General features: G+C 65.9%; 25 protein-coding genes. 9 read left to right on the top strand and 16 right to left on the bottom strand.

The window, feature by feature from the left end; translation table 11 throughout:
* The 3 genes from BLT40_RS01705 to BLT40_RS01695 form a co-directional block, all read right to left on the bottom strand.
* Nucleotides 1-1,206 (bottom strand): argininosuccinate synthase, encoded by a 1,206-nt coding sequence (locus tag BLT40_RS01705; protein ID WP_090350954.1) that lies wholly within the window; start codon nt 1,204-1,206, stop codon nt 1-3.
* 37 nt (nt 1,207-1,243) lie between these two features.
* The gene (locus tag BLT40_RS01700) at nt 1,244-2,278 is read right to left on the bottom strand and encodes an N-acetylornithine carbamoyltransferase (RefSeq protein WP_090350952.1); all 1,035 of its coding nucleotides are present in this window, start codon (nt 2,276-2,278) and stop codon (nt 1,244-1,246) included.
* A gap of 754 nt (nt 2,279-3,032) precedes the next feature.
* Nucleotides 3,033-3,593 carry a glycine zipper 2TM domain-containing protein gene (locus BLT40_RS01695; protein ID WP_036111763.1) on the bottom strand — a complete coding sequence of 187 codons (561 nt, stop codon included), beginning with the start codon at nt 3,591-3,593 and terminating at the stop codon, nt 3,033-3,035.
* Nucleotides 3,594-3,797: 204 nt separating this feature from the next.
* Between BLT40_RS01695 and cysS the strand changes: the two genes are divergently transcribed.
* Together cysS and BLT40_RS01685 are read left to right on the top strand one after the other, a co-directional pair.
* Nucleotides 3,798-5,177, top strand: a complete 1,380-nt coding sequence (gene cysS / locus BLT40_RS01690) for a cysteine--tRNA ligase (protein ID WP_090350950.1) — start codon at nt 3,798-3,800, stop codon at nt 5,175-5,177.
* Nucleotides 5,174-5,605, top strand: coding sequence for a SufE family protein (locus BLT40_RS01685; protein ID WP_036111755.1), 432 nt, complete (start codon nt 5,174-5,176; stop codon nt 5,603-5,605). The genes cysS and BLT40_RS01685 overlap by 4 nt, the downstream gene beginning before the upstream one ends.
* Before the next feature lie 183 nt (nt 5,606-5,788).
* On the opposite strand, the gene dksA is transcribed toward BLT40_RS01685, so the two are convergent.
* Nucleotides 5,789-6,277, bottom strand: a complete 489-nt coding sequence (gene dksA / locus BLT40_RS01680) for an RNA polymerase-binding protein DksA (RefSeq protein WP_079522918.1) — start codon at nt 6,275-6,277, stop codon at nt 5,789-5,791.
* Here dksA and BLT40_RS20155 point away from each other — a divergent pair.
* The 4 genes from BLT40_RS20155 (at nt 6,264) to BLT40_RS01660 (ending at nt 9,327) form a co-directional block, all read left to right on the top strand.
* Nucleotides 6,264-6,845 carry a hypothetical protein gene (locus BLT40_RS20155; protein ID WP_176809068.1) on the top strand — a complete coding sequence of 194 codons (582 nt, stop codon included), beginning with the start codon at nt 6,264-6,266 and terminating at the stop codon, nt 6,843-6,845. The genes dksA and BLT40_RS20155 overlap by 14 nt on opposite strands.
* Nucleotides 6,846-6,918: 73 nt before the next feature.
* Nucleotides 6,919-7,182 (top strand): membrane protein insertion efficiency factor YidD, encoded by a 264-nt coding sequence (gene yidD / locus BLT40_RS01670; protein ID WP_239709171.1) that lies wholly within the window; start codon nt 6,919-6,921, stop codon nt 7,180-7,182.
* Nucleotides 7,175-8,539 carry a dihydroorotase gene (locus BLT40_RS01665; RefSeq protein ID WP_090350945.1) on the top strand — a complete coding sequence of 455 codons (1,365 nt, stop codon included), beginning with the start codon at nt 7,175-7,177 and terminating at the stop codon, nt 8,537-8,539. The genes yidD and BLT40_RS01665 overlap by 8 nt, the downstream gene beginning before the upstream one ends.
* A gap of 32 nt (nt 8,540-8,571) precedes the next feature.
* Nucleotides 8,572-9,327 (top strand): M23 family metallopeptidase, encoded by a 756-nt coding sequence (locus BLT40_RS01660; RefSeq protein WP_255363968.1) that lies wholly within the window; start codon nt 8,572-8,574, stop codon nt 9,325-9,327.
* Nucleotides 9,328-9,449: 122 nt separating this feature from the next.
* Here BLT40_RS01660 and folE2 read toward each other — a convergent pair whose 3' ends face one another.
* The 7 genes from folE2 to efp form a co-directional block, all read right to left on the bottom strand.
* Nucleotides 9,450-10,373: a GTP cyclohydrolase FolE2 gene (folE2, locus tag BLT40_RS01655; RefSeq protein ID WP_090350940.1), complete on the bottom strand. Its 924-nt coding sequence runs from the start codon at nt 10,371-10,373 to the stop codon at nt 9,450-9,452.
* A gap of 97 nt (nt 10,374-10,470) precedes the next feature.
* Nucleotides 10,471-11,307, bottom strand: coding sequence for a squalene/phytoene synthase family protein (locus tag BLT40_RS01650; RefSeq protein ID WP_090350937.1), 837 nt, complete (start codon nt 11,305-11,307; stop codon nt 10,471-10,473).
* A complete protein-coding gene (locus BLT40_RS01645; RefSeq protein WP_079522923.1) occupies nt 11,304-11,984 on the bottom strand; it encodes an HAD family hydrolase in 681 nt (226 codons plus the stop codon). Before BLT40_RS01645 ends, BLT40_RS01650 begins: the two co-directional genes overlap by 4 nt.
* Entirely contained in the window at nt 11,981-12,694 is a 714-nt protein-coding gene (gene ubiG / locus BLT40_RS01640; RefSeq protein ID WP_090350933.1) for a bifunctional 2-polyprenyl-6-hydroxyphenol methylase/3-demethylubiquinol 3-O-methyltransferase UbiG, read from the bottom strand. Before ubiG ends, BLT40_RS01645 begins: the two co-directional genes overlap by 4 nt.
* A 3-nt stretch (nt 12,695-12,697) precedes the next feature.
* The gene (locus tag BLT40_RS01635; RefSeq protein ID WP_090350930.1) at nt 12,698-12,979 is read right to left on the bottom strand and encodes a YciI family protein; all 282 of its coding nucleotides are present in this window, start codon (nt 12,977-12,979) and stop codon (nt 12,698-12,700) included.
* A complete protein-coding gene (locus tag BLT40_RS01630) occupies nt 12,972-14,315 on the bottom strand; it encodes a TRZ/ATZ family hydrolase (RefSeq protein WP_036111728.1) in 1,344 nt (447 codons plus the stop codon). Before BLT40_RS01630 ends, BLT40_RS01635 begins: the two co-directional genes overlap by 8 nt.
* Nucleotides 14,316-14,435: 120 nt before the next feature.
* Entirely contained in the window at nt 14,436-15,014 is a 579-nt protein-coding gene (gene efp, locus BLT40_RS01625) for an elongation factor P (RefSeq protein WP_036111726.1), read from the bottom strand.
* 87 nt (nt 15,015-15,101) lie between these two features.
* On the opposite strand from efp, the gene epmB reads away from it, so the two are divergent.
* Both epmB and BLT40_RS01615 read left to right on the top strand, forming a co-directional pair.
* The gene (gene epmB / locus BLT40_RS01620; RefSeq protein ID WP_090350927.1) at nt 15,102-16,127 is read left to right on the top strand and encodes an EF-P beta-lysylation protein EpmB; all 1,026 of its coding nucleotides are present in this window, start codon (nt 15,102-15,104) and stop codon (nt 16,125-16,127) included.
* Between the two features lie 98 nt (nt 16,128-16,225).
* Nucleotides 16,226-18,289, top strand: coding sequence for an EAL domain-containing response regulator (locus BLT40_RS01615; RefSeq protein ID WP_043694971.1), 2,064 nt, complete (start codon nt 16,226-16,228; stop codon nt 18,287-18,289).
* A 56-nt stretch (nt 18,290-18,345) separates the two neighbouring features.
* Here the strand turns inward: BLT40_RS01615 and rplS are convergent, their stop codons facing one another.
* From rplS to ffh, 5 genes are all read right to left on the bottom strand, one after another.
* A complete protein-coding gene (rplS, locus tag BLT40_RS01610) occupies nt 18,346-18,750 on the bottom strand; it encodes a 50S ribosomal protein L19 (protein ID WP_036111719.1) in 405 nt (134 codons plus the stop codon).
* A 10-nt stretch (nt 18,751-18,760) separates the two neighbouring features.
* Nucleotides 18,761-19,543, bottom strand: a complete 783-nt coding sequence (trmD, locus tag BLT40_RS01605; RefSeq protein WP_036111718.1) for a tRNA (guanosine(37)-N1)-methyltransferase TrmD — start codon at nt 19,541-19,543, stop codon at nt 18,761-18,763.
* Nucleotides 19,544-19,560: 17 nt separating this feature from the next.
* A complete protein-coding gene (rimM, locus tag BLT40_RS01600; protein WP_036111715.1) occupies nt 19,561-20,076 on the bottom strand; it encodes a ribosome maturation factor RimM in 516 nt (171 codons plus the stop codon).
* The gene (rpsP, locus tag BLT40_RS01595; RefSeq protein ID WP_036111712.1) at nt 20,076-20,327 is read right to left on the bottom strand and encodes a 30S ribosomal protein S16; all 252 of its coding nucleotides are present in this window, start codon (nt 20,325-20,327) and stop codon (nt 20,076-20,078) included. Before rpsP ends, rimM begins: the two co-directional genes overlap by 1 nt.
* A 99-nt stretch (nt 20,328-20,426) precedes the next feature.
* On the bottom strand, nt 20,427-21,809 hold the full coding sequence (ffh, locus tag BLT40_RS01590) for a signal recognition particle protein (protein ID WP_036111710.1): 1,383 nt from the start codon (nt 21,807-21,809) through the stop codon (nt 20,427-20,429).
* A gap of 128 nt (nt 21,810-21,937) precedes the next feature.
* On the opposite strand from ffh, the gene ccsA reads away from it, so the two are divergent.
* On the top strand, nt 21,938-22,735 hold the full coding sequence (gene ccsA, locus BLT40_RS01585) for a cytochrome C assembly family protein (protein ID WP_036111707.1): 798 nt from the start codon (nt 21,938-21,940) through the stop codon (nt 22,733-22,735).
* The last annotated feature ends 23 nt before the right edge of the window (nt 22,736-22,758 follow it).

Genomic DNA, 22,758 nt, shown 5'->3' with positions numbered 1-22,758 from the left:
TCAGTTCCCGTTGGCGCGGTCGACTTCCGCCCAGATCGTCGAGCTCATGCCGTAGAGCTTGATGAAGCCCTCGGCCTCGGCGACGCCCCAGTCGGCAGCCTGCGCGTACGTCGCCTTGGACGAGTGCAGCAGGTTCTTCGATTCGACCTTCACGGCGTAGATGGAACCGCCGCGGGTCTCGACGATGACCTTACCGTCGACCTTGCGCTGCGTCGACACGAGGTAAGCCTCGAGGTCGGCCTTGATCGGATCGTTGAAAAAGCCTTCATACGCGACTTCCGTCCACTTGCGGCCAATCTCCGGCTTGAAGCGGTTCTGCTGCTTCGACAGCACGGTTTCTTCCAGCGCGCGGTGCGCGGTGAGCAGCGCGGTCAGTGCCGGCGCCTCGAACACGATGCGGCCCTTCAGGCCGATGTTGGTGTCGCCGGTGTACAGGCTGCGACCCACGCCGTACTTCGCCAGTTCGCGGTTGAGGAAGGCGAGAATCTCGGGACCGGTGGCGGCCTTACCGTTGAGCGAGGTGGCTACACCCTTCTCGAAGCCGAGTTCGATACGCAGCGGTTCGGACGGCCATTCGGCGCGCGGCGCGCACCAGCCGATCGCGCCTTCGCCAGGAATTTCCCAGGCGTCGATCTCGCCGCCGGAGATGGTCACGCCCAGCACGTTCTCGTTGATCGTGTAGTGCTTGGTTTTGGCGCGGACTTCGAAGCCCTTGTCTTCCAGGTACTTCTGCTCGTAAGCGCGGACCTGGGTGTGCTCGCGCTGGATCTCGCGGATCGGCGCGACGATCGTGTAATCGCCAAGGGCGCGAACGGTCAGGTCGAAGCGCACCTGGTCGTTGCCCATGCCCGTGCAGCCGTGAGCGAACAGCTTGGTGCCGAGCTCGTCGCAACGCTCCAGCGAGGCCTTCACGATGAGGTAGCGATCGGACACCAGCAGCGGGTACTGGCCCTGATAGAACTCGCCGGCCCAGATCAGCGGGGTGACGAAGGTGTCCCAGATCGCCTGCGAGGCATCGACGGTGCGGTGCGAGGCGGCGCCCAGTTCGGTCGCGCGCTGCTCGATGTACTCACGCTCTTCCGCCGAAACGCCGCCGGTGTCGACGAACACGGTGTGCACGGCATAGCCGCGCTCCCTCAGGTACGGGACGCAGAAGCTGGTGTCGAGGCCGCCGGAAAACGCGAGAACGATATCTTTGCTGGACATGCTGGCTCCAAAAATAAGGAAAAAGGGAAAGAGCGAATCAGAAACCGAGGCCGGACTTCGCGCCCGACGCGTGCGAGATGAGCGAAGCCATCACCGCCTTCTGCACGTGCAGGCGGTTTTCGGCTTCGTCGATGGCGATGCACGCCGGCGAGTCCATCACCGCGTCCGTCGCCTTGATGTTCCGGCGCAGCGGGAGGCAGTGGCTGAACAGGCCGTTGTCGGTGAGGGCCATCTTGGCCTCGTCGACGATGAAGTGCTTGTTGGCGTCACGGATCGCCTTCTCTTCGTCCCAGCGACCGAAATACGGGATCGCGCCCCAGCTCTTCGCGTAGATCACGTGCGCGCCGCTGTACGCCGATTCGATGTCATGGGACACCTGCAGCGAGCCGCCGTTCTCGGCCGCGTTCTGCTTCGCGAATTCCATGTAGCGCTCGTCGAGGATGTATTCCGGCGTCGGGCACAGCAGGGTCACGTCCATACCCATCCTGGTCGCGATCATCAGCGCCGAGTTGGCCACCGCCGTGTTCAGCGGCTTCGGATGATAGGTCCACGTCAGCACGTATTTCTTGTTCTGGAGATCCCCCAGATGCTCCTTCATGGCCAGCGCATGGGCCAGCTCCTGGCAGGGATGGGTGATCGTCTCCATGTTGATCACCGGCACCGTGGCATAGCGCGCGAACGCCTTCAGCACGATGTCCTGACGATCCACCTGCCAGTCGACGAATTTGGGGAAGGCGCGCACGGCGATGATGTCCGCGTAGCGCGACAGCACCTGGGCAACCTCGGCGATGTGCTCTTCCGTATCGCCGTCCATCACCGTACCGACCTCGAACTCGATCGGCCACGCGTCCTTGCCCGGGGAGAGCACCACGGCGTGCCCGCCCAGATGGAACGCGCCCAGCTCGAAGCTGGTCCGGGTCCGCATGGAGGGGTTGAAGAACATCAGCGCGATCGACTTGCCAGCCAGCTGCTGACCCTGCGGCGAGCGCTTGAATTCGGCGGCCTGCTCGAGCAGGGCGTCGATCTCGGCGCGGCTGTAGTCCTGGGTATTGAGGAAGTGGCGAACGGTCATGGCGGTCCAGATCGGTCGGTGGCCCGGGGGCCGTGGGTGGAATATCAGGAATCGGAAACGAAAAAACCCGGCACGGGGCCGGGTTTTTTAGTCGATGCGAATGAAATGCGCGCGACAGCCTACCCGGCCGAATGTCCGATGTACGGTCGACGAGCACGCGACGTCATTCCAGCGGCCATGCGGGCGCTAGTGAAGACAACGGCGGTGTAGACGGTATGGGACACGGCAGGGTCGGCAAAGGCAGAACCCCGATCATGCCGGGATTTGGTGCGTTGCGCAACATGGCTTCGGGCTCGGCTTCGCCATCGCCGTGGGAGTGCTCGCACTGAGGCACGGGAGCGGTCGGCTGCCATTCTTGTCGCTAAGTCCTCCTACGGCCTTCGCCTTCGTGCGGAAGCGCTCCAAGAACGGCAGCCGACCGCTCCCTTCCAACGCGACGGCGCGAATGGAAGACGAGCAAATCGCGGAACCTGCGCGCCACGCTGATCGACATCGTGGGCAGCGCCGCACGCACGGATCACGCCTCATGCTCGTGCTCGCCGCTTTCCCCACCCGCAACCTCTCGGTTCGGAGGGTGGGGGCGGGTGTCGTTCTCGGAGCGCTTCCGCACGTAGGCGAAGGCCGGAGGAGGACTTAGCGACGAGAATGGCACCCGCCCCCGCCCCCGCCCCCCGTGCCCCCGCCCGTGCCCCAACGCGCGCCCAAAAAAAGGCCGCGATCGCTCGCGGCCTTTCTCGACATCATGGCGAGACGGTCAGTCCGCCGGCGCTACGTTGACGCGGACGCGTAGACGCTCGCCCGGGTCGTAGTTCAGGCGCGAGACGTAGACCTCACCGCGGTAGCGGTATTCGACATCGTAGCCGGCGATGCGGCGCTGCTCGGAGACCGAGCTGACGTCGCGGCAGCGGGTTTCGGTGCTCTCGTAAGTGCGGTCGCCGTTGTGGGAAATGTTGTTGCCCACGGCGCCGCCGGCCACCGCGCCGACCACGGTGGCGGCCTTGCGGCCGTCGCCCTTGCCGACGGTGTTGCCCAGGACACCACCGACCACCGCGCCGAGGATGGTCCCGGCGGTGCTGTTACCGCTGGACTCACGACGGACGACTGGCTGGTCGTAGCACTCCTGACGCGGCGTCTCGACACGCGCGACGCCGTAGACGGGGTCCACGCGCAGCACGTCGGCCCAGCCGAAATGGGTGTTGTCGTCCGGACCCACGGCACCCGGGGGTGGCGGCGGTGGTGCATAGCGGCCGTCCTGGGCGCTGGCGCCAGAGGCGAAAACGGCGAGGATGAGCGCAGGGATAAGCAGGCGAGACATGTAGGAAAACCTCCAGCCAGGCGCACGGGCGCGCCTACTGGTACGCATTTCATCAAGTTCACGCTGAATCCACGCTTAGAACCTCGCGCGGGCGAATTCACGCACGATGTCAACCGATTCGCGGCACGTGCGTGCGCCCGGGAAGGCGGCGGGCTTGTTACTATCTGCGACCGGCCGCCCGCCGCGCCCGTCCACGGATCCACGATGCCGATCTCGCTCTACAACACCTTGTCGCGCCGCACGGAGGCGTTCACCCCGATCGATCCGAACCGGGTGACGATGTACGTCTGTGGGCCGACCGTCTACAACTACATTCATATCGGCAATGCCCGGCCGCCTGTCGTGTTCGACGTGCTGGCGCGGCTGATCCGCCGCCACTACCCGAATCTCGTGTACGCGCGGAACATCACCGACGTCGACGACAAGATCAACGCCGCCGCGTCCGCCGCGGGCGTGCCGATCGGCCAGATCACCGAGCGATTCACTCAGGCCTATCGTGAGGATATGGCCCGGCTGGGCGTCGCGGCGCCGGACGTCGAACCCCACGCCACGGACCACATTCCACAGATCGTGGCGATGATCGAGCGTCTGATCGCCTCCGGCCACGCCTACGAGGCCGAGGGGCATGTCCTCTTCCATGTGGAGTCGTATGCCGAGTACGGCGCCCTTTCCGGTCGCGACCCGGAGGACCTGATCGCCGGCGCCCGTGTCGAGGTGGCCCCTTACAAGAAGAGCCCCGGTGACTTCGTGCTCTGGAAGCCCTCCGACGCCACCCTGCCCGGCTGGGACAGTCCCTGGGGCCGTGGCCGTCCGGGCTGGCACATCGAGTGCTCGGCCATGAGCGAAGCCCATCTGGGTGAGACCATCGACATCCATGCCGGCGGTGTCGACCTGACGTTCCCGCACCACGAAAACGAAATCGCCCAGAGCGTCTGCGCCCACGGCGGCAAGACCTTTGCGCGCTACTGGCTGCATAACGGCATGCTGACCTTCGACGGTCGCAAGATGTCGAAGTCGCTGGGTAACGTGCTTCAGCTGCACGAACTGCTGGGCAGACACCCCGGCGAAGCGCTGCGCCTGATGCTCCTGCGCGGGCATTACCGCCAGCCGCTCGACTGGTCGGAAAGCGCACTTACCCAGTCCGTGCGTACGCTGGACGGCTGGTACGGCGCCCTGCGCGACATGGCGGATGTCGACGCCAGCGATGCGGTCGTGCCGGCGGCCGTCGAAGCGGCCCTGTGCGACGACCTCAACACCCCGCAGGCCCTGGCCGAGATCTCCCAGCTCGCCGACGCGGCTCGCCGCGCCACGGGCGACCAGCGTGCCGCCGCCAAGGCGGCGCTGCTGGGCGGCGCCGGCCTGCTCGGTTTGCTGCAGGAAGACCCGGAAACCTGGTTCCGTCAGGGCAACCCGGGCGAATGCATCGACGAGGCCGCCATCGAGGCCTTGCTGGAGGAGCGCCGGGCCGCTCGCGCCGCGAAGGACTTCGCGCGCTCGGACGCCATCCGCGACCAGCTCAGGGAACTGGGCATCGCCATTGAAGACAGCGCACAGGGCACGCGGTGGAGTGTGGTGAAAGCATGAGCGAGCCGATCGAATCCACAGCCCTCGAGGCCCAGGCGGCCATCGCCGAAGAGTTCGCCTTTTTCAGCGACTGGACGGAACGCTACCAGTACCTGATCGACCTCGGTCGCCAGCTGCCCGCCTTTCCCGATGAGCGCAAGACAGAAGAGAACCGGGTCCACGGCTGCCAGTCCATGGTCTGGCTGATTCCCTCGGGCGATGCCTCGAAGATGCATTTCGACGCCGCCAGCGATTCGGCGATCGTCTCGGGCCTCATCGCGCTGGTGCTGCGCGTGTACTCCGACCGGTCGGCCCGCGAGATCGTGGACACCGAGCCGAGCTTCATCCAGGACATCGGGCTGGCCAAGCATCTGTCGCCCACCCGGTCGAATGGTCTGGCGGCGATGCTGGTCAAACTGAAGGCCTACGCGGCCGCAACGCTGGCGTGACCTGTACGCGTCCGCGCGACGCTGACGTGACTTGCACGCGGCCGCGCGACGCTGACGTCACCTGTAGGAGCGCGCCCTGCGCGCGATGCCTTTCGCGCGCAGGGCGCGCTCCTACGACAGCAGGCAAGAAAAAACCCTCGCGATCGCTCGCGAGGGTTTTTTTTACCGCGGCAAAACAGGCAATCAGTCGCCCATCTGCTTCTGCAGGTGCTCGCGGCGCTCCTGTGCATCGAGCGTCAGCGTGGCGATCGGGCGGGCGTCGAGACGCTCCACGCCGATTTCCTCGTCGGTCTCTTCGCAGAAACCGTAGCGGCCTTCTTCGATCCGGCGCAGGGCCTTGTCGATCTTGGAGATCAGCTTGCGGTAGCGGTCGCGGGTGCGCAGCTCGAGCGAGTTCTCGGTCTCGCGCGTGGCGCGCTCCGCTTCGTCACCCACGTCGCGGACTTCCTCACGGAGGTTGTCCATGGTCTGGCGGGATTCTTCGACCAGCTGGTCGCGCCAGTCCTTCAGCTTGTTGCGGAAATAGGCCAGGTGACGAGGACTCATGTACTCCTCGTCGGGACCCGGCTTGTAACCTTTCGGCAGGTCGATGACAGTCGAAGCCGGCAGCGCATAGCGGCCGTCTTCGCGCGTGATGCCGTTGTCGGCGGTGTGGGAAGTGGTGCTGTTCATGCTGGAGTGCGTGGAATTCTCGTTACTGGATGAGGTAGCGCTACCCACCGCGGAGGCACTCCGCGGCGGTGTAGCGGCAACGGCCGATGCCGTCCTGCCCTGGGCGGGCGTCGGTACATCGTGGGCCGGGGCGGATGACTTCGCCGCCGGCGTTGGAGCGGGAGCCGGCGCGGCCTTGGCCGGCGTCGGCTTGGTCTTGGCCGCTGCCGCCTTACTTACGGCGGGAGCGGTGGATTTCGTCGCGGCGGGAGCCGCATGGGAAGCCGCTGGTTTTGTCGCCGTTTTAACGGGCGCCTTTGCCGCCGGCTTGGCGTTCTTGACGGGCGCGGCCTTGGCGGGTGTCTTCGCCACGGCCTTTTTCGCGGGCGCGGCGGATTTCACCGGCGCGGCCTTGACCGCTGCCTTCTTCGCCGGCGCCTTGGCCGCCTTTACCCCGGCCACAACCGTTTTGGCCGTCTTCACGTCGCCCGCGCCGCCCTTCTTGGCGGCGCCCTTGGCGGCTGCGGAACTGCTAGCGTTTTTCGCCATAATCCTTCACCTCGGTGGCCGTGGCGGCGGGGTGTTATAGCCCAGAAGCGTTACCCCAGCAACCTCTCTTCTGGGATACTGTCTTCTGGCTTACGCCGGTCGACACCGGACTCATAGTGACCCGCCTCCTCTTAATCCTGATTTCCTTCTACAAACGGTGGCTCAGTCCCCTCCTCGGGGCCCGATGCCGCTTCCATCCATCCTGTTCCGATTATGCCCGCGTCGCCATAGCCCGTTTCGGGCCGGCACGTGGCACGGTTCTGGGAACCTGGCGCATCCTGCGCTGCCAGCCGCTGTGTGAAGGCGGCCACGACCCCGTCCCCGACCAATTCGTCCTGCGCCGATGTGGCGCCCAAGGAGCTGATACCCATGACTGATGCCTGGCTCATCAAGAACGCCGAACTGATCAACGAAGGCCGCCGGTTCACCGCCGACTTACGTGTCCGTGACGGAAAAATCGCGACGATTGCGCAGCATCTGGCAACGGAACGTGACGAACAGGTTATCGACGCCACGGGCCTCTGGCTGCTGCCCGGAATGATCGACGATCAGGTGCACTTCCGTGAGCCGGGTCTCACGCAGAAGGCGGACCTGGCGCACGAGTCGCGCGCCTGCGCGGCAGGCGGCATCACCAGCTTCATGGAAATGCCCAACACCAAGCCGCCCGCACTGGACCGCGATTCGCTGGAATACAAGTACGAGCTCGCCGCCAGGTCCTCCGTGGTCAACTACGCCTTCTACATGGGCGCCAGTAACGACAACCTCGAGGCGATCCGCGCGCTCGATCCGAAGGCCGCACCCGGCGTGAAGGTTTTCATGGGTGCGTCGACCGGCAACATGCTGGTGGATAACCCGGAGACCCTCGACGGTATCTTCCGCGACACCCCGGTGCCGATCATCACGCACTGCGAAGACACGCCGATGATCGACGAGAACCTCGCCAGGGCGCACGAACAGTACGGCGACGACATCCCGATGTGGGAGCACCCGCACATCCGCTCGCGTGAGGCTTGCATCAAGTCCACCCGTCTGGCGATTTCCCTGGCGAAAAAGCACAACACCCGCCTGCACGTGCTGCATATCTCCACGGCCGACGAACTGGCGCTGTTCGAGCCGGGCCCGATCGAGGGCAAGCGCATCACGGCGGAAACCTGCGTGCACTTCCTGCACTTCGGCGGCAAGGCCGACTATGACGCGAAGGGTTCTTTCATCAAGTGCAACCCCGCGATCAAGGACGAGGCCGATCGCGACGCGATTACCAAAGCTCTCGCCGAAGGCCGACTCGACGTCCTGGCCACCGACCACGCGCCGCATCTGCTGGAAGAAAAGGCACAGAAGTACGACAAGGCGCCGTCGGGCCTGCCGCTCGTGCAGTTCGCGCTGCAGGCCGCTCTCGAGCGCGTGCATGAAGGCAAGCTCACGCTCGAGCGTGTGGTCGAGGCGGTTTGTCACGCACCGGCCAAGCTGTTCGACGTCGAGAAGCGCGGCTTCCTGCGCGAGGGCTACGCGGCCGATCTGGTCCTGGTCGACCCGAAGAAAAAGCACACGGTGACACGCGAGGAAGTTCTCTCGAAGTGCGGCTGGTCGCCGTTCGAGGGTGAGACGTTCTCGAGCAGCATCGTGTCGACCTTCGTCAATGGACAGCGTGTTTTCGACGGCAAGACCGTCGACGGCGATGTCCGTGGCCAGCGCCTGACGTTCGACCGACCGGCGAGTGGTGCGGCCAAGGCATGAGGAAAATCGCAAGCGCTGCACTCGCTCTGTGGATGAGCGCGGCCGCCGCGGCCGCGGTCCCCGACCTGCCCTCGACGGTGTCGCAGGGTGGGCTGGTCATCGGCCACGCGCCCCGGGGCTCTCACGTCACCGTCGCCGGCAAGCCCGTGCATGTCGGCGACGACGGCATCTTCGTCTTCGGTGCCGGACGGGATGAGAAAGGTCCCATCGTCGTCACTGTCGGCACGGAGAAACGGGTGGTCGAGGTCACCCCTCGCGACTGGCCGATCGAGCGCGTCGAGGGTGTGCCGCCGAAGACGGTGAACCCGCCGCCGGACATCGCGGCGCGCATCGAACGCGAGCAGGCCGGGGTGGTCGCGGCACGTAACCGTGACGATACGCGCGAGGACTTCGCCCACGGCTTCATCTGGCCGGTGACGGGTCGTATCAGCGGGCGCTTCGGCAATCAGCGCATCTATAACGGTGACCCGAAGGCGCCACACTCGGGCATGGACATCGCCGTACCTGAAGGCACGCCGGTGAAAGCACCCGCGGACGGCATCATCACGTTCGCCAGCCCGGATCTCTATCTCACCGGCGGCACCGTGCTGCTCGACCACGGCTTCGGCCTGTCGTCGAACTTCCTGCACCTGTCACGGATCGACGTGCGGGTCGGTGAGCATGTGCGTCAGGGGCAGATCATCGGTGCGGCCGGGAAGACCGGACGCGCGACGGGACCCCATGTGCACTGGGGCTTCAACTGGTTCGGAACGCGGCTGGATCCGTTGCTGCTGCCTGGGATTCACTGACAGGTCGCCTGTAGCCGCGTCCATTGCAGGAGCGAGCCCTGCTCGCGACCGACGTTCGCGCGGGTCTGCGCGGGCGGGGCAAAGAGCTTCGCGAGCAGGGCTCGCTCCTACAACGCAAGGCGCTAGCGCGCCTTGCTGGCAAACGCCACGGCGTCGTGCGGGTGCAGGCTCTCGTGATGGGCCACGCGGACGTGGAAGTCGGCGACATTGCGGTCGGCCTCCAGCGTCTTCTGGATACGACGGGCGGCGTCTTCGCAGAACATCAGGTTCTGGCCATTGGCCAGTGCGAACGCCTGCTCGTCCGCACGCTTGACCGCCGTCTGGACGGGAGTCCCGAGCGCGGCCTCCACGTTGTCGATCAGCGTGATCAGCGGGAAGACGCCGTCGCCGGCGGGACGCACGCGGATCGTGGCCGTGCTGCGCTGGGCATGCGGGGTCGCCACGATGCCCTTCTCCGTGCCCAGCCAGGCGAGGATCGTTTCCCGGTCCAGCGGCTGACCGGCCGCGAACGTGCTGGCGAAATTGTCCTGGATAAGCTGGCGTGACAGCGCGGCGGAGGCGGGACAGGTCGACGAGTAGACCACGTCGGTGACGATCTCGAGGCGGAAGGTCTCTCCCGTGAGCGTCGCATCGATCGTGATCGGATAGGAGCGCCAGCCGCTGTTGTCGCTGCGCAACGCATGGCGACGGACGAGGTGGTCGAAGCCGATCGTGATCCGCGCGTGGTCCGACAGCCCCTCATGCGAGCTCAGGAAATCGTTCAGCAGACGCCTGATGCCGTCGATCGTCAGCGGTCCGGCCGATAGAGCGTCGGAGACCAGCAGGTAGAGGCGTGACATGTGGATGCCGCGCGCCTCAGCCTTGGTGAGATTGACGAAGGCACCGACGCGGGCGCCGGTGGACCGCACGTCGCCGTCACCGGCATCGAACGCGACCGGCATTTCCATGCCGTCCATACCCACCCAGTCGAGCGTACCGAGGGCGAGCGCGTGTTCCTGAGAGGCGACGTCAGGCAGCAGGCGGGCGGGGGAATCGTGGATGTACATCGGGGAATATCCTAGGGGGCCAGTCGTATCCGGCCTACCGTGCCGAGATGGGGGCCCGACTCACGGGCTCAATGGTGCGTGCCGGGAAACGGTGCGTTCAGCCCAACCGACCCGCGCGACGGGCCGCGCGCCAGGCCCGCAGAGCCGTCGCCGGCCCCGTGCGCGACTGCCGACGGTGCAGTTCGGCGAACGGTTCGGCGGCTTTGGCCGCGCCTCGGGCGGTCGCCAGGGCCGTACGGCCCTCGAGGCCACGGAAGGTGCTCAGCGGCTGATTAAGCGCCAGCGCGGCCTTCAGGCCGGCGGCGAGTTCGGTCAGCTGGGCTCGGATGGCGTCGCGCCGGGCCGGCGTATCGTCTTTCAGCTGACCTCGCGACAGGCTGTGCCGCGCCAGGCGCGACATCGGCAACGGCAGGCGCTCGCGCTCGGCATCGAGCTCCAGGCGCGACAGTGCGAAGACCAGATGCGACAGCGTGGCCACGCGTGTCGCCGCCTCGGCAGGCGCGTCGAGCCCGAACCACCATGCGGTCTCGAGCGTCGCCAGCGCACCATGCAGTCCGCTGGCCGCTGTCACCTGGGCACTGAAGTCCGACGAGGTGCCCTGCTCAAGCTGGGCCATCGCGGCCAGCACGGGAGCGATCCAGACCGACGCGGGTATACGACGCGCACGCTCGCTCGCGAACAGTTGCTTGGTCAGCGGATGCCGGCCGCCACTGGCGGGCGCGCCGGAGAGTTCTTCGGCCCACCACTGCAGCTTGGCCGCAGCCACCTGCGGCTCCCGGATGCCATAAGCGGACGCGATCAGTTCCTGTTCGAAGGCGGCAAGCGCCACGTGCTCATCCCGCACGCGCTCGTCGACGAAACCGAGCGCGATGCGCTGCTGCGGCTGCACCGCCAGCCACTTGTCGATATAGCTCTGGGTCGCGCCGTCGCTCACGCCACCGCCTCCCCGACGCCCAGCAGCGCGGCCAGTTCGCCCGGGTGATCGATGACCGCGTCCGCACCCCAGCTGTCGGGATCGCCACCATCGAGGTAGCCCCAGCGCACAGCCACGGTGAACGAGCCGGCCGCTTTGCCGGCAAGGATGTCGCGACGATCGTCGCCGACGAACACCGAACGGGCGGGATCGCAGCCGGCGATCGCATACGCGTGCAAGACGGGCGCCGGGTCGGGCTTCTTCACCGGCAGCGTATCGCCGGAGACCACCGCGGCGGGCTTCCAGTGCGGTACCGCCTGAGGCAGCAGCGCATCCGTCAGGAACCCGGGCTTGTTGGTCACGACGCCCCAGCGGATACCGGCCGCGTCGATACCGGCGAGCAGCGGTTCGACGCCGTCGAACGGAATCGTGTGGCGGGCCATGTTCGCTTCGTAGATCGCGAGGTAACGCGGCACGAGCCGCATGATCGCGTCGGCGTCGAGCTCCGGAAAAGCCACCGCGATGATCGCGCGCGATCCACGCGACACCACCGGGCGGACGTCGTCGTAAGACGGTGGCGTCACGCCCTGCTCCGCACACAGATCGACGGCGGCGGCGTACAGATCGCGCGCGCTGTCGAGCAAGGTGCCATCCAGATCGAAGAACACACCTTCCGGCTTGAACGGCAGTCCGCTCACGCGACCTTCCTCGCCGCCAGCACGTAGTTCACCGACGTATTGGACGACAGACTCGCGTTGCGCGTGAGCGGGTTGTAAGCGAGGCCACGCAGGTCTTCGAGCTCGAGGTCGAAGCGGCGCAGCATGCCCGCGACTTCCGACGGCTTGAGGAACTGCGCGTAGTGATGCGTACCGCGCGGCAGCAGACGCATGAGGTATTCCGCGCCGACGATCGCCGCGCCGAATGCGGCCGGCGTGCGATTGAGCGTCGACAGAAAGAGCTGGCCGCCCGGCTTGAGCATGCCGGCGAGGTCCCGGATCAGCACCAGCGGATCGGGCACGTGCTCGATCATCTCCATGCAGCAGACCACGTCGAACGAGGCAGGTTCGGCCGCGGCCAGGGCATCGGACGACTGCACGCGATAATCGACCTGAAGGCTGGACTCGAAGAGGTGCAGCTTCGCAATCTCGATCAGCTTCGCGCCGAGATCGATCGCGGTGACATGGGCTCCCGCGCGCGCCAGCGCTTCGCTGAGCAATCCGCCACCGCAGCCCACGTCGGCGACCTTCGCGCCGCGCAGGTTCGCACGGCCACCGACATACGCGGCACGCACCGGGTTGAGGTCGTGCAGCGGGCGCGATTCACCGTCGGGATCCCACCAGCGCGCAGCGAGCTTTTCGAAGCGGGCGATCTCTTCCGGACTGACGTTGGCGGTGGTTTCGGTTTGCATGATTCAAGGCTCCGGAAAACGGCGGAAACGCCATTCGTGGACGGTGAGCGCGGAAGAACCCGTGATGTGCAACGGGTCGGCGTGCGCGATGCGCGTCGCCTCGTCGAGGCTGGCGGCACGCAGCAGGTAGGCTCCGCCGGACCCGTCGGTGAACGGGCCGGTCATGTCGAGTTCGCCGCGCTCGATCAGTCCGGCGAGAAACGTCTGGTGCGCCTGCCCCGCCTCCGCCTGAAAGGTCGGGTTGCGCATCGCCATTACGAGGTAGAGGTGGGTCGCCTCACTCATCGGGCTGATCCCCGGCGGCGATACGCTGGCGCCAGAAACGCGCTTTTTCGCGGATCGCGGCGGTATCGATGCCGACGAGCTCGCCGGCGACGAGCTTGCGCTGGCCGTCGATCCACACGTCGCTCACCTGATGACGGCCGGTGGCGTACACGAGCTGCGAGGCCACGTGGTAAAGCGGCTGCGTCTCGAGGGCATCCAGGCGAACCGCGGTCAGGTCGGCGCGCTTGCCCGGCTCGATGGAGCCGACGCGGTCGCCGAGGCCGATGGCCTTTGCGCCGTTGAGCGTCGCGGCGCGAAGCGCGAAGGCGGCGTCGAACGCCGCGGCGTCCTGCGCGACGGCCTTGGCCAGCATCGCCGCCGTGCGCATCTCGCCGAACATGTCGAGATCGTTGTTGGACGCGCAGCCATCGGTGCCGATGCAGACGTTGACGCCCGCGGTGCGCAGCTTCTCCGCCGGGCAGAAGCCGGATGCCAGCTTGAGGTTGGACTCCGGACAATGCACGACCGACACGCCCGCCGCGGCACACGCCGCGATCTCACCATCGGTCAGCTGGGTCATATGCACGGCGACCAGCCGCTCGTTGACGATGCCGAGCTTACGCAGACGTTCGAACGGACGCATGCCGTCCTTCGCGACGGCCTCCTCCACTTCCTGCGCGGTCTCGTGCGTATGCAGATGCACCGGGATATCGAGCTGGTCGGACAGCACGCGGATGCGCTCGAAATTCTCGTCCGACACCGTATACGGCGCGTGCGGCACGAAGGCCGTGGTCAGCAGCGGCTCGCCTTGCAGGGAATCGTGGACCTCGACCGCGCGACTGAAGTATTCATCGGAGGTCTTCGCCCAGGGCGTCGGGAAATCGATGACCGGCAGGCCGATGACGGCGCGAAAGCCCATCTTGCGATAGGTCGCGGCGATCACGTCGGGGAAGAAATAGTTTTCGTTGGCGCAGGTGGTGCCGCCGCGGATCATTTCGGCCACGGCCAGTTCCACGCCGTCACGGATGAAGTCGTGTCCCATGACGCGCGCTTCGGCCGGCCAGATGTGCTCCTGCAGCCACGTCATCAGCGGCAGGTCGTCGGCCAGACCGCGCAGCAGAGTCATGGGGTTGTGCGTGTGGGCGTTGATCAGGCCGGGGATCAGCGCGTGTTCTTCGAGGATGACGCGCTCTTCGGGCGCGTACGCCGCGCGGGCCTCGTCGGCAGGCAGGATCGCGACGATCTCGCCGCCGTGCACAGCGACGGCATGGTCATCGAGGACCACGCCATGCGGCTCGATGGGAACGACCCAGCGGGCTTCGATAAGAAGGTCGATCGGTGTGGGGCTGGAAGTCATTTCTGCCTCAGGGATGCGGGGTACCAGGACTCTCGGAACATATCGGGCGCAAACCCCATAAACAAATCGGCACGGCGCCTGGAAGGCAGCCGTGCCGATTCGACCAACAGACGCCGAGCCTTACTTGACGCGGCTGTCGTACTCGCCGGTGCGGGTATCGACCTTGATGATTTCGTCCTGATTGACGAACAGCGGCACGCGGACCACGGCACCGGTCTCGAGCGTGGCCGGCTTGCCGCCGCCGCCCGAGGTATCGCCACGGACGCCCGGATCGGTCTCGGTGATCTTCAGCTCGACGAACTTCGGCGCCTGCACGGCGATGATGTTGCCGTTGAAGAGGGTGATGACGCACTCTTCGTCGCCCTTGAGCCATTTCCACGCGTCGCCCATCGCCGCCAGGCTGGCGCGGTGCTGGTCGTAGGTCTCGCTCTGCATGAAGATCCATTCGCGATCGTTGCCGGTGCCCTCGACGTACGAGAAGCTGGCATCCGTATCGACGGCATCGGCCTCTTCGTACGAGTCGCTCGACTTGAGCGTCTGCTCGGTGGTGCGACCGTCCTTGAGGTTGCGGATACGGATACGGGTAAACGCCTGGCCCTTACCCGGCTTGATGAAGTCCGCTTCGGTGATGATCCAGGGATCGCCGTTGTGGATGATCTTCTTGCCCGTTTTGACGTCGTTGAGGCCCAGCATGCCCATCTGTATCTGCTCCAGAGTTATATCCGCCCCGCTGGGCGGCTAAAATAGGGTCTGTCACGGGCCACAGCGCCCGATCCAAGGTCCACAATGATAACCGCAAGCCCCACTTCCCGCCTATCGTCGCCTTCCCCGGGCTGGCGCGAGCTGTGGCGGGACGCCATCACGGACGCCGGCGAGCTCCTGCGGGCCGTCGGCCTGGACGCACGCACCGACCTCCTGCCCCCCGATGACGCCGGGTTTCCCCTGCGTGTGCCCCGCGGTTTCGCGGCCCGGATGCGTCAGGGGGACGCCAGCGACCCCCTCCTGCTCCAGGTGCTCCCGCGCCGCGCCGAGCACGACATGGCCGAGGGCTTTACCGTGGACGCCGTGGGCGACATGGCCTCCCGGACGGGCCACGGGGTGCTGCACAAGTACGATGGACGGGCCCTGCTGATCGCCAGCGGCAGCTGCGCGATCAATTGCCGGTACTGCTTTCGCCGGCACTTCCCGTACGGAGAAGAAATCGCCGCCGCCGCCCAGTGGCGGGAGGCCCTCACGCATGTGAAGGCCGACACGTCGATCCGGGAGCTGATCCTGTCCGGCGGCGATCCCCTGTCACTGGCCACGCACAAGCTCGCCGAACTCACCCGGGGCCTGGCGGAAATGCCTCACGTCATCCGCCTGCGCATCCACACGCGCCTGCCGGTCGTGTTGCCGGAGCGGGTGGACGACGAGTTCACGACCTGGCTGTCCAGCCTGCCGCTGCAGAAGGTCGTGGTCCTGCACGCCAACCACGCCAACGAGTTCGACGCCTCGGTCGATGCCGCCTGCGCACGCCTTCGCGATGCTGGCGCCACCCTGCTCAACCAGTCGGTCCTGCTTCGCGGCATCAATGACGATGCGGATATTCTCACTGACCTGTGTGAGCGGTCCTTCGCCGCCGGGGTGCTGCCCTATTACCTGCACCAGCTGGACAAGGTGGCGGGGGCCGCCCATTTCGAGGTCGACGATGAGACGGCTCTGCGCCTCGTCGACGCCCTGCGTGCAAGGCTCCCCGGGTACCTCGTCCCAAAACTCGTGCGTGAATTGCAGGGCGACCCTTCGAAGCGCCCCATTGCCGATTTCGCGCGCTAGTATGTCCCCTACCCGGTACGAGAGTGACCGGGCCGCGACAAGGGGGGAGCGGGCCGGTTCACGGGTTCGTCGGGTGGAACAGCGGTAAGCGGAACGGCATGAAACACGACAACGTCATCAGGATCCTCTTCATCGAAGACTCGGTGGAAGACGCCGAGCTTTTGATCAACGTACTGCGCAATGGCGGCATCGCCGTGCGCCCCGCCCGGGCGGTCGACGCGGCGGGCATCCAGGCCTCGCTCGACGAGCTCGTGCCCGACCTGGTGCTTCTGAATCCGAACGTGCCCGGCATCGATGCCGGTGCCGTCATGCGCCAGCTCGATGCCAGCGGCCGCGACCTCGCGCTCATCGCCATCGTCGATGGCCTGCAGGACGATGCGGTCGCCGATCTCTTCGCCAACGGCTGCCGCGGCGTGGCGTTGCGCAAGCGCCCGGACCAGATCCTTGCGATCGTCCTGCGTGAGTTCGAGTCGCTCTCGACGCGGCGCCAGGTGCGTCGCCTCGAGACGTCGCTGCGTGAGACCGAGCGACGCTGCGACTCCCTGCTCGATTCGTCGCGCGATGCCATCGCCTACGTGCACGAAGGCATGCACGTGCGTGTGAATCAGGCCTACCTCGATGCCTTCGGCTTTGCCGACTTCGACGATATCCTGGGCCTGCCCATCCTCGACCTGATCGCCGGTACGCACGCGGACGACTTCAAGACGACGCTGCGCGGCCTTTCCAGGGGCGACAAGTCGCCCCCGCCGATCGAACTGCTGGCGCGCCGCGATGACGGCAGCACCTTCACCGCGATGGTGGAATTCGCCCACGCCACCTTCGAAAGCGAAGCCTGCCTGCAGATCGTCTTCCGTCAGCAGATCGTCGACGCCGCACTGGTCGCCCAGCTGCAACGCGACCCGGTCACCGGCCTGTTCAATCGCGCGCGCACCCTGGAGCACGTGGATGAAGCCGTGGCTGCCGCGGCCGCCGGCCGCGAGGGCCAGGCCGTCCTGCTCATCGAGCCGGACAACTGGAAGGACATCGTCACCAGCGCCGGCATCGGCAACGCGGATTCCCTGCTGGCCGCCATCGCCACGCGCATCGCGGAATCCATCGACGACGAGGACGTCGCGGGCGTCCTTGGCGACCACACGCTCGGCCTGATCCTCGGGCCGCGCGGCGATCTGGAACACGCGGCTCTCACCGAGCGCCTGCGCACCGCGATCTCCGAGCACATCTTCGATGCGGGCTCCCGCTCGCTGACCGTCACGATCACCATCGGCGGCACCCTGCTGGCCGAGAAGAACGCCAACAGCGACACCGTGCTCGACCAGGCCAGCGCAGCGCTTCGCAACGCCCAGAACCAGGGCGGCAACAGGGTCGAACTGCACGACCCGAGCGCACGCGAGAAGGCCGACGCCGAGCGCGAGCAGTACTGGCTGGACCTCGTCCGCGACGCGCTGGCGAAAGACGGCCTGCGCCTCTATCACCAGCAGATCATCAGCCTGCAGGATGCCGCCGGCGAGTTCTACGAGATCCTGGTCCGCATGCGCGGGCCCAAGGGCGATGTCCTGCCGTCGTATTTCTTCCCGGTGGCGGAACGTAACGGCCTGCTGCCCGCGATCGACCGCTGGGTTCTGGGGCACGCCATCGACGCGCTGGTGCATCGCGAAAACGACGGTCTGACGACCACGTATTTCGTGAAGATGACCCAGCAGTCGCTGGAAGACCGCGATCTGCTGCCCTGGCTCTGTCGGCGTCTGGATACGGCCAGGCTGCGTCGCAGCACGCTGGTCATCGAGATGCCGGAATCCAAGGTGCTCACCAGCCTGCGCCCGACCCAGGAATTCGTCTCGACGTGGCGCAAGGCGGGCGGCAAGTTCGGCATCGAACAGTTCGGCTCCGGCCTCAACTCGTTCCAGATGCTCAATCACATCGAAGCCGACTTCCTCAAGATCGACCGCAGCTTCATGACGGATCTCCCGCAGCATCCGGAAAATCAGAAGAAGATCGCGGAGATCTGCAAGGAAGGCCACACTTCGGGCAAGCAGACCATCGCCGAATGGGTCGAGGATGCGGTGAGCACATCGCTGCTGTTCGCCTGCGGCGTGGACTTCGTGCAGGGCAACTTCCTGCAGGAGCCCGCCAAGGTGCTGGCCGAGGAATACATGCCGGTCTGACAACGAAAAAGCCCGCGATCGCTCGCGGGCTTTTTCGTGTGCCTTGCGGCAGCCGATTACTCGGCGGCGGCAGCGGCGGCAGCGGCCTTCTTGGCGACCTTCGCAGCGGCGGCGGCGGCGATGTCTTCCTTGATGCGGGCAGCCTTACCTTCGAGACCACGCAGGTAGTACAGCTTGGCGCCGCGGACCTTACCCTTGCGCTTCACTTCGACCGAGTCGATGGCGCGGCTATGCGACTGGAACACGCGCTCCACGCCGGTGCCGTGCGAGATCTTGCGCACGGTGAAGGCGGAGTGCAGGCCGCGGCTGCGCTTGGCGATGACGATACCTTCGAACGCCTGTACGCGCTCGCGGTTACCTTCCTTCACCTTGACGTTGACGATCACGGTGTCGCCAGGACCGAAATCCGGCAGCTGGCGGGTGATCTGCTCGGCTTCGAACTGTTGGAGGAGTTTGTTCATGGCACACCTGTCAATTTTTGTTACGGCGGTCGTTTCCGGCCGCACCGTTTGGCCGTTCGTATTCACGGCGGAATTCATCAAGCAATGCCCTCGATTCATCATCGAGCGCACGCTGCGTTAGCAGATCCGGCCGGCGCAGCCAGGTACGACCCAGCGACTGTTTTCGACGCCAGCGGCGAATAGCCGCGTGATCGCCGGAAAGCAGCACCTCCGGCACGCCGCCCCAGGCATCGTGATGCTCGGGACGGGTGTAATGCGGGCAATCCAGCAGACCATCCGAGAAGGAGTCCTGCTGGGCGGATTGCGCGTCGTTCAACGCACCTTCCTGAAGACGACCCACCGCGTCGATAACCACCGCTGCGGCAAGCTCCCCGCCAGACAGCACATAATCGCCGATTGAAAGCTCTTCGTCGACCTCGTGCTCCAGCAGGCGTTCGTCCACGCCCTCGTAACGTCCGCAGATCAGGGCGATTCGCGGCATGTTTGCCAGCGCCTCGGTCCTCTTCTGCGTCAGCCGCGCACCTTGCGGGCTGAGATAAATCACGTGCACCGGTTCCGGTGCCGCCTCACGAACCGCTGCGAGCGCCGCTCGCAGAGGGTCGATCAGCATCACCATGCCCGGCCCACCGCCAAAAGGGCGGCCGTCCACGGTGCGATGCCTGTCGGGAGCGAAATCGCGAGGGTTCCAGGTTTCCACCTGTAACAACTCGCGTTGCTGCGCCCTTCCGACCACCCCGACCGCGGCCGACTGGCGGACGAAATCGGGAAACAACGAAACCACATCGATACGCATGACCTGGATTCGTCGCCTTAGAACTCGGGGTCCCAGTCCACCACGATGCGGGCGCTGTCGAAATCGATAGCGTGCACGTAAGGGCCCTGGACGAACGGAATCAGGCGTTCCTTGTCACCATCCTTCACCACCATGACGTCGTTGGCGCCGGTGGCGAACAGATGATTCACCCGACCGAGAACGACGTTTTCCGTGGTAACGACCTCGAGGCCTTCAAGGTCGGTCCAGTAGAACTCGCCCGGAGCGGGAGGCGGCAGCACATCGCGCGAGACCGTGATCTCACAACCGATGAGGGCTGTCGCCTGATCGCGATCCTCGACGCCCGGAAGGCTGGCCACGAGACCTTTGCCCTGCGCGCGTCCACGGACTCCGCCGATTTCCTTTTCCACACCCGGCGCGGTGAGCAGCCATGGCTGGTAGCGGAAGATCTGGATGCGGGGCTCGGTCCAGCTTTCGAGCTTGACCTGGCCCTGCACACCGTAGAGCCCGACAATGCGCCCCAGACGGACGCGCTTACCGGACTCCGTCGACATCAAGCAGCCAGCTTGCCGGCTTCCTTCACGAGGGCACGGACCTTGTCGGTCAGCTGCGCACCCTTGCCGACCCAGGCCTGGACCTTGGCGACGTCGAGCTCGAGACGCTTATCAGCGCCCGAAGCGACCGGGTTGTAGTAGCCGACACGCTCGATGTTACGACCGTCGCGCGGGCTGCGCTGGTCGGTCACAACGATGTGATAAAACGGACGGCCCTTGGCGCCACCGCGCGAAAGACGAATCTTAACCATATTACGAGCTCCAGAATGCCGTGTGCCGGCAAGGCGCGCGCGAGAAGCGGGCGCGGTAAACCCGGCATTTTAGCGAAAGTTGTAGAAAATGGAAGGGGTTTAGCGCATCGGCGGCAAACCGCCGCCCATACCGCCCATACCCTTCATCGCCCCACGCATCTGACGGAGGAGACCCTTGCTGCCGCCCTTGGACAGCTTGGACATCATCTTTTCCATCTGCATGTACTGCTTCAGCAGGCGGTTGACGTCCGCCGGCTGCGTGCCCGAACCACGCGCCACACGGGCTTTGCGCGATCCGTTCAGGAGATCGGGGTGCCGACGCTCCTTCTTCGTCATCGAGCCGATGATAGCGACCATGCGCTTCAGCTCGTTGTCGTTGACCTTGGACTTGACGCTGTCCGGGATGTTGCCCATGCCGGGCAGTTTGTCCATGAGACCGGCCAGGCCGCCCATGTTCGACATCTGCTCGAGCTGGTCGCGCATGTCGTTCAGATCGAAACGCTTGCCCTTGATGACCTTCTCGGCCAGCTTCTGGGCTTTTTCCTGGTCGACCTTGCGCTCGACTTCCTCGACCAGCGACAGGACGTCGCCCATGCCGAGGATGCGCTGCGCGAGGCGATCGGGATGGAACGGCTCGAGGGCGTCGGACTTCTCGCCCGCACCGAGGAACTTGATCGGGCGACCCGTGATGTAGCGCACCGAAAGGGCGGCGCCGCCACGGGCGTCACCGTCCGTTTTGGTCAGGATCACACCGGTCAGCGGCAAGGCGTCGGAGAACGCCTTGGCCACATTGGCCGCATCCTGACCGGTCATCGAGTCGACCACGAACAGGGTCTCGATGGGGTTCAGGGCACCGTGCAGCGCCTTGATCTCGTCCATCATCGCGTCGTCGATATGCAGACGGCCCGCGGTATCGACCAGCAGCACGTCCATCACTTCGCGACGGGCGGCGGCAACCGCGGCCTTCGCGATATCGACCGGATTCTGGCCGGCTTCCGACGGGAAGAAGGTGACGTCGACCTGCTCGGCCAGCGTGCGCAGCTGCTCGATGGCGGCGGGACGATACACGTCGCAGCTGACCACCATGACGCGCTTCTTCTTCCGCTCCCTGAGGAAACGGGCCAGCTTGCCGACCGTGGTGGTCTTACCCGCACCCTGCAGACCGGCCATCAGAACGATGGCGGGAGGCGTGGCGGCGAGGTTCAGCTCGGTGTTGGCCTGACCCATAACCGCGGTCAGCTCGTCGCTGACGACCTTGATCAGCGCCTGGCCCGGCGACAGGCTCTTCAGCACGTCCTGGCCGACGGCGCGGACCTTGACTCGCTCGATCAGCGCCTTCACCACCGGCAGGGCCACGTCGGCCTCGAGCAGGGCGATGCGGACTTCGCGCAGGGTTTCGCGAATGTTTTCCTCGGTCAGCCGGCCGCGACCACGCAGGCGGTTGACGGTATCGGAGAGGCGATTACTGAGCGATTCGAACATGACGAGTCGGGTCGGCGATGCTGTAAACGACGAATTATAGCTGACGCGGGACGCGCAAAGGGCTTGGGCGAGCAAATGCCACTGTGTCGCATTCACGACCCCGGGCGGCTATGCCACACTCCGCAGTCATGATCGTCACCGCCCTTACGCTGGCCGCCATCGCCCTCTACCTGTCCGCCGCCGGTGTCCTCGCGCGGCCACTGGTCACGGGCGGGCAGCCGCTCGCCCGTGCGGGCGCCCTGCTGGCGACCGTCGCCGCCCTTGCCCACGGCGCCGTCCTGCTCAGTGCCCACCGCGGCACGCTGGATCTGCATTTCTTCGCCGCCCTGTCGCTGGTCGCCTGGATCGCCTCGGCACTGACGCTGGCGGTCAACCTGTCCCGGCCGGTCGCGGGGCTGGGCATCCTGATCTTCCCGCTCTCCGCGATCTTCCTGGCGGTCGACACGTTTCTGGCGCCTCACACCGCGCCCGGCATCATGACCTGGCAGATCGAGCTGCACGTCACCATCGCCGTGCTGGCCTTCGGCATCCTGTCGATCGCCGCCGCCCTGGCCATCCTGCTGGCGATTCAGGAGCGCGCACTGCGCCGGAGCAAGTTCGGCCACTGGCTGCGCGCCCTGCCCCCGCTCACGCTGACCGAAGTACTGCTGTTCCGTCTGATCGCGGTCGGCTTCGTGCTGCTCACGCTGACTCTGGTGACCGGCGCCCTGTTCGTCGGCGACCTGTTCGGGCAGCACCTCGTCCATAAGACGGTGCTCTCGATCATCGCCTGGATCGTCTTCGGGGTCCTGCTCTGGGGACGGTGGCGCTACGGCTGGCGCGGCATTCGTGCCGTGTACTGGACGCTGGCCGGCATGGCGTTCCTGCTGCTGGCATTCTTCGGCACCAAGGCGGTGCTGGAGCTCATCCTGCACCGCACGGCATAAGCGCGCGCGTCCTTGCGCCCTTG

The organism is Dyella sp. 333MFSha, from assembly GCF_900102405.1.
In the GTDB taxonomy this organism is placed as follows: Bacteria; Pseudomonadota; Gammaproteobacteria; order Xanthomonadales; family Rhodanobacteraceae; genus Luteibacter; species Luteibacter mycovicinus.
Note: the sequence above shows the minus strand (reverse complement) of the source record. Positions and strands in the feature narration are given on the sequence as shown.

Excerpts from the sequence above, each read along its gene's own strand:
- BLT40_RS01705 (WP_090350954.1), bottom strand. The coding sequence starts at position 1,206 with ATGTCCAGCAAAGATATCGTTCTCGCGTTTTCCGGCGGCCTCGACACC.
- BLT40_RS01700 (WP_090350952.1), bottom strand. The coding sequence starts at position 2,278 with ATGACCGTTCGCCACTTCCTCAATACCCAGGACTACAGCCGCGCCGAG.
- BLT40_RS01695 (WP_036111763.1), bottom strand. The coding sequence starts at position 3,593 with ATGTCTCGCCTGCTTATCCCTGCGCTCATCCTCGCCGTTTTCGCCTCT.
- cysS (WP_090350950.1), top strand. The coding sequence starts at position 3,798 with ATGCCGATCTCGCTCTACAACACCTTGTCGCGCCGCACGGAGGCGTTC.
- BLT40_RS01685 (WP_036111755.1), top strand. The coding sequence starts at position 5,174 with ATGAGCGAGCCGATCGAATCCACAGCCCTCGAGGCCCAGGCGGCCATC.
- dksA (WP_079522918.1), bottom strand. The coding sequence starts at position 6,277 with ATGAACAGCACCACTTCCCACACCGCCGACAACGGCATCACGCGCGAA.
- BLT40_RS01665 (WP_090350945.1), top strand. The coding sequence starts at position 7,175 with ATGACTGATGCCTGGCTCATCAAGAACGCCGAACTGATCAACGAAGGC.
- BLT40_RS01660 (WP_255363968.1), top strand. The coding sequence starts at position 8,572 with ATGAGCGCGGCCGCCGCGGCCGCGGTCCCCGACCTGCCCTCGACGGTG.
- folE2 (WP_090350940.1), bottom strand. The coding sequence starts at position 10,373 with ATGTACATCCACGATTCCCCCGCCCGCCTGCTGCCTGACGTCGCCTCT.
- ubiG (WP_090350933.1), bottom strand. The coding sequence starts at position 12,694 with ATGCAAACCGAAACCACCGCCAACGTCAGTCCGGAAGAGATCGCCCGC.
- BLT40_RS01635 (WP_090350930.1), bottom strand. The coding sequence starts at position 12,979 with ATGAGTGAGGCGACCCACCTCTACCTCGTAATGGCGATGCGCAACCCG.
- BLT40_RS01630 (WP_036111728.1), bottom strand. The coding sequence starts at position 14,315 with ATGACTTCCAGCCCCACACCGATCGACCTTCTTATCGAAGCCCGCTGG.
- efp (WP_036111726.1), bottom strand. The coding sequence starts at position 15,014 with ATGGGCATGCTGGGCCTCAACGACGTCAAAACGGGCAAGAAGATCATC.
- epmB (WP_090350927.1), top strand. The coding sequence starts at position 15,102 with ATGATAACCGCAAGCCCCACTTCCCGCCTATCGTCGCCTTCCCCGGGC.
- BLT40_RS01615 (WP_043694971.1), top strand. The coding sequence starts at position 16,226 with ATGAAACACGACAACGTCATCAGGATCCTCTTCATCGAAGACTCGGTG.
- rplS (WP_036111719.1), bottom strand. The coding sequence starts at position 18,750 with ATGAACAAACTCCTCCAACAGTTCGAAGCCGAGCAGATCACCCGCCAG.
- trmD (WP_036111718.1), bottom strand. The coding sequence starts at position 19,543 with ATGCGTATCGATGTGGTTTCGTTGTTTCCCGATTTCGTCCGCCAGTCG.
- rimM (WP_036111715.1), bottom strand. The coding sequence starts at position 20,076 with ATGTCGACGGAGTCCGGTAAGCGCGTCCGTCTGGGGCGCATTGTCGGG.
- rpsP (WP_036111712.1), bottom strand. The coding sequence starts at position 20,327 with ATGGTTAAGATTCGTCTTTCGCGCGGTGGCGCCAAGGGCCGTCCGTTT.
- ffh (WP_036111710.1), bottom strand. The coding sequence starts at position 21,809 with ATGTTCGAATCGCTCAGTAATCGCCTCTCCGATACCGTCAACCGCCTG.
- ccsA (WP_036111707.1), top strand. The coding sequence starts at position 21,938 with ATGATCGTCACCGCCCTTACGCTGGCCGCCATCGCCCTCTACCTGTCC.